The organism is Paraburkholderia silviterrae, assembly GCF_004353915.1.
Lineage (GTDB): Bacteria > Pseudomonadota > Gammaproteobacteria > Burkholderiales > Burkholderiaceae > Paraburkholderia > Paraburkholderia silviterrae.
Map to the genome: position 1 here is coordinate 21,468 of NZ_SMRP01000022.1, position 11,940 is coordinate 33,407.

At 60.8% G+C, this 11,940-nt stretch carries 12 protein-coding genes; 10 read left to right on the forward strand and 2 right to left on the reverse strand.

What is annotated here, in order from left to right:
* The first annotated feature begins 540 nt into the window (after positions 1-540).
* A complete protein-coding gene (locus EYW47_RS30520) occupies positions 541-1,158 on the forward strand; it encodes a TetR/AcrR family transcriptional regulator (protein ID WP_165976720.1) in 618 nt (205 codons plus the stop codon).
* Between the two features lie 93 nt (positions 1,159-1,251).
* Here the strand turns inward: EYW47_RS30520 and EYW47_RS30525 are convergent, their stop codons facing one another.
* On the reverse strand, positions 1,252-1,752 hold the full coding sequence (locus EYW47_RS30525; RefSeq protein WP_133198543.1) for a hypothetical protein: 501 nt from the start codon (positions 1,750-1,752) through the stop codon (positions 1,252-1,254).
* 281 nt (positions 1,753-2,033) lie between these two features.
* Here EYW47_RS30525 and EYW47_RS30530 point away from each other — a divergent pair, with 281 nt between their 5' ends.
* The 9 genes from EYW47_RS30530 to EYW47_RS30570 all read left to right on the forward strand — a co-directional run bounded on the left by EYW47_RS30530 (position 2,034) and on the right by EYW47_RS30570 (position 10,718).
* On the forward strand, positions 2,034-2,471 hold the full coding sequence (locus tag EYW47_RS30530) for a cupin domain-containing protein (protein WP_133198544.1): 438 nt from the start codon (positions 2,034-2,036) through the stop codon (positions 2,469-2,471).
* 65 nt (positions 2,472-2,536) lie between these two features.
* Entirely contained in the window at positions 2,537-2,893 is a 357-nt protein-coding gene (locus EYW47_RS30535) for a nuclear transport factor 2 family protein (protein ID WP_133198545.1), read from the forward strand.
* Between the two features lie 54 nt (positions 2,894-2,947).
* A complete protein-coding gene (locus EYW47_RS30540) occupies positions 2,948-3,343 on the forward strand; it encodes a VOC family protein (RefSeq protein WP_133198546.1) in 396 nt (131 codons plus the stop codon).
* A 226-nt stretch (positions 3,344-3,569) separates the two neighbouring features.
* Positions 3,570-4,004, forward strand: coding sequence for a MarR family winged helix-turn-helix transcriptional regulator (locus tag EYW47_RS30545; RefSeq protein WP_133198547.1), 435 nt, complete (start codon positions 3,570-3,572; stop codon positions 4,002-4,004).
* Between the two features lie 383 nt (positions 4,005-4,387).
* A complete protein-coding gene (locus tag EYW47_RS30550) occupies positions 4,388-5,905 on the forward strand; it encodes an efflux transporter outer membrane subunit (protein ID WP_133198548.1) in 1,518 nt (505 codons plus the stop codon).
* Positions 5,906-5,973: 68 nt separating this feature from the next.
* Positions 5,974-7,152 carry an HlyD/EmrA/EmrK family protein gene (locus EYW47_RS30555; RefSeq protein WP_133198549.1) on the forward strand — a complete coding sequence of 393 codons (1,179 nt, stop codon included), beginning with the start codon at positions 5,974-5,976 and terminating at the stop codon, positions 7,150-7,152.
* 72 nt (positions 7,153-7,224) lie between these two features.
* Positions 7,225-8,784 (forward strand): DHA2 family efflux MFS transporter permease subunit, encoded by a 1,560-nt coding sequence (locus EYW47_RS30560; RefSeq protein ID WP_133198550.1) that lies wholly within the window; start codon positions 7,225-7,227, stop codon positions 8,782-8,784.
* A 134-nt stretch (positions 8,785-8,918) separates the two neighbouring features.
* Positions 8,919-10,103 (forward strand): thiolase family protein, encoded by a 1,185-nt coding sequence (locus EYW47_RS30565; RefSeq protein ID WP_133198551.1) that lies wholly within the window; start codon positions 8,919-8,921, stop codon positions 10,101-10,103.
* A gap of 186 nt (positions 10,104-10,289) precedes the next feature.
* A complete protein-coding gene (locus EYW47_RS30570) occupies positions 10,290-10,718 on the forward strand; it encodes a MarR family winged helix-turn-helix transcriptional regulator (RefSeq protein ID WP_276322968.1) in 429 nt (142 codons plus the stop codon).
* A gap of 86 nt (positions 10,719-10,804) precedes the next feature.
* Here EYW47_RS30570 and EYW47_RS30575 read toward each other — a convergent pair whose 3' ends face one another.
* A complete protein-coding gene (locus EYW47_RS30575; protein WP_133198553.1) occupies positions 10,805-11,761 on the reverse strand; it encodes a helix-turn-helix domain-containing protein in 957 nt (318 codons plus the stop codon).
* Between the last annotated feature and the right edge of the window lie 179 nt (positions 11,762-11,940).

Genomic DNA, 11,940 nt, shown 5'->3' on the forward strand with positions numbered 1-11,940 from the left:
AACAATCTGTTTGCTTCCCGTCATTTATGTTTCACCCGTCCTGCCTTAATCTGATTTGACGTCGCGCACACCCAGGTTGCGGCGGATTTTCAGGCTATATCCGAAGGGGATTACGGTGAAACTAGCAGCAAGCATGGTTATCGTGGCAGGCATTTTTACGATGCCTGTCCTCGCGAACGCACAGTCCGTTTCTACGGCGGACAGCCTCCAGGTACAGCCGCAGCACACGGTCCCGGTTCAGACGGCCGCCGGCGACGCGAGTCAAGACCTCGGTGCCTCGTCTCGGCAAGCCCAGCCGATTGCGGCCAGCAATGACCGATCGGGCGTCGGCGGCCAATCGAACGAAACTCGGCGGGCCGAAGTGACGTACAGCTCCTATTCGCCGCCGATCTACATTGCGCGCTAGCACTGCTTCTAGCACTGCCTGGCGCTGGCAGGCCACAGGCGTTCGATCCAGGCAACCACGTCATGCTGCATCGGAGTGAAATGAGTGATGACAGTGCAGATTCAATCCGGAATCGTGATGGCATGAGACCGCGGATGTCTGCCATTGAGGCGCGCAAGGCCATTCTTGAGTCGGCCGTAGCATTGGCGGGCGAGGAGGGGCTCGAATCGGTGAGCCTTACCCGCCTGGCCAGACACGCTGGACTTCACAAGATGGCGATCTATCGTGCGTTCGGCTCGCGAGAGGCACTGCTCGAGGCGTGCGTTGAGGAGCTGTGCCAGCGTGAACGTAATCGATGGAATGCGATGGCATCGTGCATCGATCAGCAGTCCTGTCTGGATCAACGTGATCGTGTCGTGGATGTCATGGTCGGTCTAGTGGTCGAACGTCTATCGACGTCATCAATCAAGGTTTTGGCATCGCAAGCCATAGGCCAAGGCCATCCGTTCAGCTTCAATCTGTGGGAGCACGAACGATCATTTCGAGCGTTGCTGGTCACGCTTGCCAACTCAGCGGGCGTGCTGAATCCTGAAGCGCTGGCGGACACATTGATGCTGGTTTGCCGCGGAGTCGCGCTAACCCCACGCGTTGAGCGGGATGCGCAGCGCGTTGATCAGCGTGTTCGAGACTTGTCGCTTCACATCATAGTTAGCTACGTCGACGGCGCAGGCCACCACAGAACACGCTCGCGCACGCCATCCTGTTGCGCTTGACGATGCGCGGCGTGCCGCCCGCTTGAGTGCCCGGTCAGGCGAGGCTGGCGCCTCGGCCTGGCAGGTAGGCAAGTGGTAGACGGCAATTCGCGGCTACTTCACATCATGTGGAACATCGATGCGAGGCCTCGATGCCACTGCCTTTTCCATGGCCGCAATGCGCGCGCTATCGAGCCCCAGGGCTTGGGCGGTGAAGACCGTGGTCCACGTCTTCCCGTCGATGCTCCACGTTCCGCTCGGAATCTCCTCGACGATGCAGAAGACTCTCGGCCCGCTGCCATCGCCCTTCGATCCATCTGCTTCAAGTACCGACGCGGTTAAATCGCGAGTGAGATTGTCGATGCGAGCCTGGTCCATGAACCCTGTCATGACGCGCACGTTGAGCCGGTAAATATTCTGGCCGGGCACCCGGCCGGCGACGGTGATATGACTGCGCGGGCGTTCGTCGAAATAGACCCAGGCAACCGAGCCTGTTGTTTCGTTGACTTCGATGCCTTCCCAGCGTAGCGCGGTGGACCACATCTTGTCGGCCAGACGGCTTTGGGCGTCCGGGCTCAACGAACCTTCTGCAAAAGTAAAGTCGATCAGCGGCATGATTGCTCCTTGCGTATGGCTATCCACCCATTGAGGAAGCCGATGGCAGGCAGAGTAGCAACGCGCCGTGCGCCGCGTTTGCTTGTCCGTGCACGAGTCGTTGCCGCAAGGTGCATTCGGGCCATCCCGGGCCAGGGGCCGGCATCAGCAGCTATGCGCTGCGAGGCAAGCGGGCTTGCGCTCCAGAGCAATTGCTGAGCGGGCGGGTGGCCTATCTTTGTCTCATCGGCGCAATACTTTCACCCCTTATGAACGCCGACTCGACTACCCAGGAGACGAAGATGGAAATCAAAGAGAAGGTCCACGAAGAGGCGGTTCAGATTGACGAGATTCCGTGGAAGCCATTTCCCGATGCGCTTTCGCAAGGTGGCATTCGCTGGAAGATGCTGCATGCGTCACCCGAAATGGGCGCGTGGACCGCCATCTTCGACTGCCCCGCTGGATCGTCCTTCAACGCCCATTTTCACGTGGGACCGGGCGAGTATCTGTTGACGAAGGGGAGGATGGACGTGCGTGGCGGGAAGGAGCACGGCGGGGACACCGTTGTCGCCCCGGCTTACGGTTACGAGTCGGCCAACGCCCGGCACGACAAAACGTATTTCCCCGTGGACAGCGAGTTCTATATGACCTTTCTCGGTCCGCTGTCGTTTATCCGCGAGGACGGCAGCCCGATCGTCGTTGTCACGTGGGATGAGGCGCAGCGGGCATACGCCGGCTGATGGTCAGCGGGGTTCGCACGCGCGGCAGGCGAGTGTGACCCCAATCATTTGAGGAGTCGATTTCCATGACGGAAACTACCGCGCAAATCGAGGAATCAACGAAGCGGGTCTTTGAACATCATCTTGGGGCGTTCGCGCAGGGCCTCGATGCCATCCTGAGCGACTACGACGAGACCTCGGTACTGGCCACGCCGCAGAAGGTTTATCGAGGGCTCGACGAGATCCGTGGCTTCTTCAAGGGATTCCTCGACGGTGCCGATCCCGCGTTCTGGCCGGCATTCAAGATCGTGAGCCAATGCATTGCCCGCGAAGTGGCTTACTTCGCATGGGAGGCGAAGCCCTGGGTCATGCTGGCAACCGATACGCTTGTCATCAAGAACGGAAAGATTTCCGTCCAGACCTTCACTTCGCTGTCCGCTTAATGCTTGCCGGCGCGTCGAATGGCGCGTCGCGCAATTCTGCAAGGATTGAATAAATTGGCAAAGCTGATTCATACCATGATTCGGGTCCGGGAACTCGGCCGGTCGCTCGAGTTCTACCGCGATGCTTTCGGGCTGACCGAAAGCTACCGGCTCGACTTCCCGGACTTCGCCCTGGTCTACCTGCACAACGCCGAAAACGATTTCGAAATCGAACTTACGTGGAACAAGGGCCGCGAGCAGGCTTACACCCACGGCGATGGTTACGGGCATGTGGCGGTTGCGGTCTCCGAGCTCGAAGCGGAGCGGACCCGCTTTGCGGCGCTCGGATTCGAGCCAACGCTTGTAAAGGAGTTCAAGGAAGGGGATCAACTGCTCGCACGTTACTTTTTTGTTCAGGACCCCGATGGCTACAAGATCGAAGTGCTCGAGAAGTCGGGCCACTACGTCTGATCCAGCCGTTTTCGATACCGCATTCCCCTCGATCGCCGCGTTCGTTCGCCTTGTTGCACCGCGTCACCGGTGCGATGGGGCGTGCGAGTCATGGCGGCAGAAAACATTCGGCTTGTTTCTGAATGGCGGCTCGCGCACTTTCGCAACAATATCGTTGTCACGGAAGCGATAAATTGATGCCATCGACAGGATGGTTCGTCGGATTCGACATAGATATTCTGTCGCCATGGATACTCTCTCCCTCTATGCCGACGATTGCTTCGCTGTCCGGCAAGCTGCCCGGCACATCTCGAAGCTGTACGAGCGTCACCTCTCCGAAGTGGGCATTACGCCGACCCAGTTCAGTATTTTGAGCACTTTGGGTCGTGCTCCGGCACTGACCATGCTGGAAATGGCCGATGCGATGGTCATGGACAGAACAACCCTGATTCGCACGCTCAAGCCGTTGCAGCGCAGCGGACTCGTTAGCGAGTCCGCCGAGCCGGGGAACAAGCGCCGCTTCAGGCTGCATATCACTGCGGCCGGCGCAGCGAAGCTGGCTGAGGCCGTCGGGCATTGGCGCACCGCGCAGGCCAGCTTCGAAACGAGTTTTGGCGAGCAGGAGGCTGCCCGGCTGCGGCTGGAGCTCTTCAGAATCACGGGCGACCACACCGCGCGCTAGCAGGCGCCGAAGCGCCGGTACGCGAACGGAATAGCGAAAAGCATTCGACTCGCGCCCGGCCGCCAGCCAGGGAGCAGGCCGGCACGTCAATCTCGCCGTACGCCCCAGTAATCCACTCCTCGTGCCGCTTCCGGCAAGCATTGCGCGTCCCGGAAACCCTGCCGGCAGATCAACCCAATGGTCTTCGCCACAGGACAGTGACAATCAGAACGGCTGGCTGTCGCTCTGTTGCACGCTTTGGCTTCTCCGGCAGGGAAATGGATCCGCAGTTTGCAACAATCTTGTGTCCTGGGGATCGTTGATGGCGTACAGGCCGCACACTATTCTGTGTACATACACCTAACCACATGCGAAGGCATGCGACAGATATGGATGCTGAAAAAATGGAAATCAAGACGAAGGCTCATCGTTCGTCCAGAAATTTGGGTACCTGGCTGTCTCCGCTAGCTGCTGCGGCGGCGTTGACTTTGGCGGGCTGCGTCAACTACGCGGGCATCAAGAGCGATCACCAGATCGAGCCGCCGGCCAAATATGAAACGCAGCAGAGCTTGCCGACTGAAGGCGGGCAATGGCCTTCGCTCGACTGGTCTGAGCAGTTTGGCGATCCGCAACTGCCGAAGTTGATTGACGAAGCGCTGAAAGGCAATCCGAGCATCGATGAAGCGCGCGCTCGCGTCGACAAGGCGGCTTCGTATGCAGGCAGTGCGAAGTCGACGCTCTATCCGAATGCAAGCGCCAGCTATTCGTGGCAACGCAATCTCTACTCGGAGAACACCGTCTATCCGTCGCCGATTGGCGGCAGTTGGGAAAGCGAGAACACCTTGTTGACCGGCGCTTCCTGGGATCTCGACTTTTGGGGAAAAAATCACCAGAAGCTGAAGGGGGCCATCTCCGACGAGAACGTGGCCGAGGCCGAAATGGAGGAGGTGCGCATTACGCTCGCCACCTCGGTCGCCACGACCTACAACGAGCTTGCGCGTTTGTATGCACTGCGCGATATCGCCGCGAACGAACTGAAGAACCGGCAAGATATCGAGCAGATTACCAACGGGCGCGTCCATGCCGGTCTGGACACGAACGTGGAACGTGAAACGGCCAATGGCGACACTGCGACCATTCGTTCGAGCGTGACGAGTCTCGACGGACAAATCACGACGGTGCGCTACCAGCTTGCCGCGCTGCTCGGTGCGGGCCCTGATCGCGGACTCGCTATCGCTGTTCCCACGCTCGGCACCGGCGCGGCCGTTTCGTTGCCCGACAACCTGCCGGCGGATCTGATTTCGCGCCGCCCAGACCTCGTTGCAGCGTATTGGCAAGTCGACTCCGCGGCACATGGCGTGAAGGAAGCGAAGGCCGAATTTTTCCCCGATGTCAACCTCTCGGCGTCGCTGGGCCTGGACGCTTTCGGCTGGGGCCGCTTCCTGACGGCCGGCAGCCGGCAGATCCAGGCGGGCCCGGCCATTCACCTGCCGATTTTCGATGCCGGCGCGCTGCGCTCGCAGTTGAAGGGCCGCTACGCCGACTTCGACTACAACGTGGCGAACTACAACAAGACGCTAATCAACGCGCTGTCCGAGGTTGCCACGCAGGTCACGCTGATTCGTTCTACTGACAAGCAGCTCGTGGATGCGCAAGCCGCACTCGATGCGCAGACGAAGGCATACCAGCTCGCGGCCGTGCGCTACCGTTCCGGTTTGAACGAGCAGCTCCAGGTGCTGAATGCAGACGATAACCGTCTCGCCGCCGATCAGGCCGTGGCGAACCTGCAAATGGATCGGCGCAACCAGCAGATTGCGCTGATCAAGGCGATGGGTGGCGGATTCGACGCCACGAAAACCGACCTCGCAACGCGATCGGGCACGCCGGATACGACGCTGTCTGCCCTGCATCCCAACCGCTGAAATTCCCCCTTTAAACCGTTATGCGTCATCGATCGGTGACGTAGGCCAAGCTTTGTCGGAGAGCATCCATGAACCAGAATCAACCTGCTGTGAAAATCGAAAACGACGAGAACAACGAAGAAAAGAAAAAGGGCGGAAAGCGCAAATTTCTGCTTGCCACGCTGGTAGCGTCGCTGGCCGTTGCCGGGGTCGCCTATGGCGCCTACTACGAGCTCGTTGCACGCTATCACGTTGACACCGACGACGCCTATGTGAACGGCAACGTTGTTCAGATCACGCCACAGGTCACGGGTACCGTGGTGGCGGTGAATGCCGACAACACGCAGATCGTCAAGACGGGCGAGCCCGTCGTGCAACTGGACCCCGCCGATACGCGGATTGCCCTGCAACAGGCAGAAGCCGACCTCGGGCAGACGGTGCGCCGCGTGCATGGACTGTATGCCGACGACGACCAGTACCGTGCGGAAATCGCGCAACGCCAGTCCGACCTGAACAAGGCACAGGACGATCTGCGCCGCCGTCTCGCAACCGGCGTCACGGGGGCGGTTTCGGAAGAAGACATCTCGCATGCACGCGACGCCGTCAACAACGCGAAGGCCGCGCTCGATGCCGCCACGCACAAGCTCGGCGCCAATCGCGCGCTCACGGCGAACACGACGGTCGATCAGCATCCGGACGTCCTCGCAAGCGCGGCACGGGTGCGGGACGCTTACCTTGCCTATTCGCGTACGACGCTGCCGGCTCCGGTGACGGGCTATGTTGCGCAGCGCACGGTGCAAGTCGGGCAGCGCGTATCGCCCGGTACGCCGCTCATGTCGGTGGTGCCGCTCAATCAGGTGTGGGTGGATGCGAATTTCAAGGAATGGCAGCTCCGTCACATCCGGGTGGGGCAGCCGGTGGAGCTGACGGCGGACGTCTATGGTTCGTCGACCGTGTATCACGGCAAGGTGGTCGGGTTCACGCCGGGCACGGGCTCAGCGCTCGCGCTGCTGCCCGCCCAGAATGCAACGGGCAACTGGATCAAGGTGGTTCAGCGTCTGCCGGTGCGGATCGAAATTCCGGTCGATGAGCTGCAGAAACACCCGCTGCGTGTCGGCCTCTCGATGAACGTCGACGTCAACACCAAAGACGCAAGCGGCGCGCAACTCGGTGCGGGCTCCACGTCGACCTACCAGACCAGCGTATTCGTCCACTACGGCGACGAAGCCAATGCGGCGATTGCCAGCATCATCAAGGCAAACGACTGACGCGGCCATGACGAACCATTCGGCCTGACGGTTAACCAGGCAGTAAGGACTGCCACTCATCTCTGGATTGCCATGACTACCAGTCATCAGGAACATCCGCCCCTCACGGGGGCAGCTCTCGCGCTCGGCTCGCTGTGCGTGGGCCTCGCGGGCTTCATGACCGTGCTCGATTCGTCGATCGCCAACGTCGCCATTCCAACCATCTCGGGTAACCTGGGCGTCTCCGGCGACGAGGGAACGTGGGTGATCACGGTGTTTGCCGCCGCGAACTCGGTATCGATCCCGTTGACCGGCTGGTTGACGCAACGGTTGGGGCAGGTGCGCCTGTTCGTCGGGTCGATTCTGCTGTTCGTCTTTGCATCGTGGTTGTGCGGCGTCGCACCAACGCTTCCCATCCTGCTGATGGCACGCGTGTTTCAGGGGGCGGTGGCCGGACCGCTGATTCCCATGTCGCAAGCACTGCTGCTCAGCTCATGGCCAAAGGCCAAGTCGGCGCTGGCACTGTCGTTATTCTCGATGATCGTCGTCACCGGCCCGATCGTGGGTCCCGCGCTGGGCGGCTGGGTGACCGACAGCTACAGCTGGTCGTGGATCTTCTACATCAATATTCCTGTGGGACTGCTTGCTGCAGGGGGCGTATGGGCGCTCTACCGCCACCGCGATACGCCGCGCAAGAAGCTGCCGGTTGACATGGTCGGCTTGCTGCTGCTGATTGTGTGGGTGGCGTCGCTTCAGGTCATGCTGGATAAGGGCAAGGATCTGGACTGGTTTTCGTCGAACACGATTATCGTTCTGGCGATCATGGCAGCAGTGGGGCTTGCGCTCTTCATCATCTGGGAGCTCACGGACAAGAATCCGGTGGTGGACCTGACACTGTTCAAGCAGCGTAATTTCCTCGGTGGAACCGTTTCAATCGCTGTGGTGTATGGGATTTTCTTCGGGACGCTCGTGTTGCTTCCGCAATGGATGCAGGAGTACCTGGGCTACCGGGCCGTGGACGCGGGGCTGGCCACTGCGCCACTGGGCATCTTCGCGGTAATAGGCGCGCCGATCATGGGCAAGATCCTGCCGCGCTCGGACGCCCGCATCATCGGCACCTGTGCGTTCGTTGGCTTCGCCATCGTGTACTACATGCGCTCGTTCTTCTACACGGACCTGAGCGAAGGCTACATCATCCTGCCGACGCTGCTGCAAGGCATCCCGATGGCGCTTTTCTTCGCACCGCTGACGGTCATCATCCTGTCGGGGCAGCCGCCTGCGAAGATACCCGCGGCGGCCGGTCTCTCGACCTTCGCACGGATGTTCTTTGGCGGAATCGGAACCTCGATCGCGAACGTCATCTGGAACAACAGAACGATTCTTCATCACGAGATCCTGACGCAGCAATCGAGCGCGACCAATCCGATGTTCAACCAGCAACTGGACGCCTATCATTCGCTGCTCCATCTCGGTCAAGGAGCCTCGTACGCACTGTTCGATCAGGTGGTTCAGAAACAGGCGGCAATGATGGGGTTGAACGACGTTTTCTATGGCTCCGCGCTGGTGATGATCATCATCATCCCGCTGATCTGGATTACGAAGAGGCCGGGCAAGTCGGCCGCCGGAAGTGACGCTGCCGCTGCGGCACATTGAACGCAAGCGCGAACTGAAACGCTGCGCCTGGCGTCCGGAAGGGGGCGAGGCGCAGCGAGTACGTTTTGAATTACGGTGTGGTACGATCCAAAAAAGCGTGCATATACGCCGAATCCTCGAAAGGAGTGTTGACGATGAGTGCTCGACAAGTAGTGATTTGCAATCCCGTTCGAACCCCAATCGGGGCGTTCGGCGGAGCGTTGAAAGATGTGCCGGCGACCACGCTGGGCGCAGCCGCGGTGCGCGAAACGGTGCGTCGCAGCAAGATCGATCCTGCCGAACTGGCGTCCGTTGTGATGGGCAACGTCATTCAGGCCGGCAACCGTATGAACCCCGCGCGTCAGGCGGCCGTTGGCGGTGGCGTGCCGGTGGCGGTGCCGGCACTCAGCGTGAATCGCGTGTGCGGATCGGGTGCGCAGGCGATTGTGAATGCCGCACAGGAAATCTGGCTCGGATTCGGCGACGTTGCTGTGGCCGGCGGCATGGAGAACATGGACCGCGCGCCGTATCTGCTCGGCAGCGGCCGCTGGGGGCAGCGCATGGGCAATGTCGAGATCATCGACAGCATGCTCACGGACGGTCTTGTCGATGCATTCTCCGGCCAGCATTCCGGGTGGCACACGGAAGACCTCGTTGCGAAGCTCGAGATTACCCGCGAGCGGCAGGACCGCTGGGCGGAGCGCTCGCAAAAGCGCTTTGCAGCGGCTCAAGCGCGAGGCGCATTCGACGCCGAGCTGGTGGCGGTGGAGATCGAAGGGCGCAAGCAGGCTGTCAAGTTCGAGCGTGACGAGCAGCCGCGTCCGGATACGACCTTCGAGGCGCTTGCGAAGCTGCGCCCGGCGTTTCGCCCCGATGGCACCATCACGGCCGGCAACGCCCCCGGGTTGAATAGCGGTGCGTCGGCGATGGTGGTGGCCGAGCGGCAGTACGCTGAGGCCCATGGAATCGAGCCGATCGCGAGGATCGTGTCCTACGGCGTGGCGGCTGTCGAACCTGGCATGTTTGGACTGGGCCCCGTGCCCGCGGTGCACATGGCGCTTGCGCGTGCCGGCTGGTCGCTGAGCGACGTGCAGCGCTTCGAGATCAATGAAGCGTTTGCCGCCGTGCCGCTCGCGGTCTTGCAGCAACTCGGTATCGACGAAGAACTGGTCAACGTCGAAGGCGGTGCAATCGCGCACGGGCACGCCATTGGCGCGACCGGTGCCGTATTGACGACTCGCCTGGTTCATTCCATGCGGCGTGACGGCATCAAGCGCGGTATCGTGACGTTGTGCATCGGTGGTGGCCAGGGCATTGCGGTGGCGCTCGAAGCGCTGTAGAACGCTGAAGTAAGTGCTGCGCAATCTCGCTTCGCAGCGCGCTAATTGAGTGCGAGGCTCACAGGGCGCCACGATGGCGCCCTGTTTCCGTCTGCAGATTGACTACCTGGCGATAAACAATCTGCTATCGTCGTGCTCGGCTGGATGGGTGTCCGGCTCTAAAGTGAGGAAGTCCAGGTGGAACTAATGCATTGCAACTGTGCGTCACTCCGGGGCGCGACGCGGGCCGTATCGCTCGCCTATGACGATGCCCTGCGGCCGAGCGGGCTACGCGTCACGCAGTTTTCGATCCTTGCCAACGTCGCGTCGGCGAAAGAAGTGTCGATGGGCGAACTCGCGGACCAGATCGCCATGGATCGAACGACACTCGCACGCAATTTGAAGCCTCTCGAGCGCGATAAATTCATTCAGGTCGTGGTGGGAGAGGACCGGCGCGAACGTATCGTCAGCGTGACTGCAAACGGACGCAAGACGCTGGAGCGCGCGATTCCTCTTTGGCGTGCTGTGCAGACGAGGTTCGAGGAAAAGGTCGGCAAGCGCGAAGCGAAGCGAATTCTGGAATTGACCCAATCGCTGATTCGCGTGGGGCGTGAGCTTTCCGCCGAGTATGCGTAGACGCATTGAGGGTGGGCGTTGCGTTATCTGGCGTAGCGTTTGAACGCCAGATTGCAGTGCTAATCGACAGGCCGACGCGCAGCGGTTTAGACAATCGCAGCACGGCGCGCGTCGCTGGGCGAGACCCCGTAGCGCTCCTTGAACGTCCGGCAAAAATGGCTGACTGAATTGAAGCCCCAGCGGAATGCAACCTCGGAGATCTGCAGCCTCTGGAAGGCGGGGTCGGTGAGCGCCTGTTTGCACGCGTGCAGGCGACTGTTGAGGATATAGCCGGATACGGTCATATCGCTGCGCTGAAACAGCATGTGCAGATATCGCAGCGAGATATGGTTCGCTTCGGCGATGCGCGTCGGATTCAGATCCTCCTCATGAAGATGCTGGAGGATAAAGTCCTGAACGCGTCGCAGCATCGCTGCGCTCGCATCGAAAGCGCTCGACGGTTGCAGCCCGGAGAGGGCAATGCCAAGCAGCTCGAGCGTGGACCGGCTCACGGAACCCTGCACGCTTTGATCGAGCGTCTCGATCTGGTTGGACAGGGCGAGCAGATGAACGGCGAGCAGCAAACCCACGCCGCTGCGGCTTTCAATCTTGCCACCCGAAGGCGGTTGCTTGCGCTCCGGCAGGCGTTCGCGCATCAGCGACCACGGGATCATCAGCGTCACCTTGTGGAGCCGTTCAAGCACTTCGAACTGCACCACCTGATCGGTCGTCCAGACGACCAGGTCGCCTGAGGTGACCTCGACGCCGGAATCTCCCATCCTGAATCGCTCACGGCCGCTAGTGGTCAACTGGACGCCGACATACAAGGCGTCGTCGTGACTTAGCTGGCGGCGCGTCCTTTGCCCAATGCAAGGATCGCATATCGTTTCGACAATCCCGGCGCCTGCAAAGTCGTGTCGCCTCACGCGCGCGTAGAACGTTGCCGGCAATCGTTGCGGCACCTGCCATTCCTGGTAGCTGCGGCTCAGCGCATCTTGCCAGGCGTCGGTTCGATCGCTTGCGGGAACCTGTTCGATCGACCATTCAGTGGAAGCGTTTGGCAAGTTCGTCTCCTGTCTCCAGTCACAGCGCCTCTTCAACGGGAGGCACCCGCGCAATCGTAAACACTACACCCTATGCGCCACCGTGGGCAGAGGGTGCGTCGTTCATGATCCGGGATTCGCTGCGTTGCACCACTGCGTGAGCCGGGCGTATCGAGGCGCAAACGAGGCGCAAACGAGCC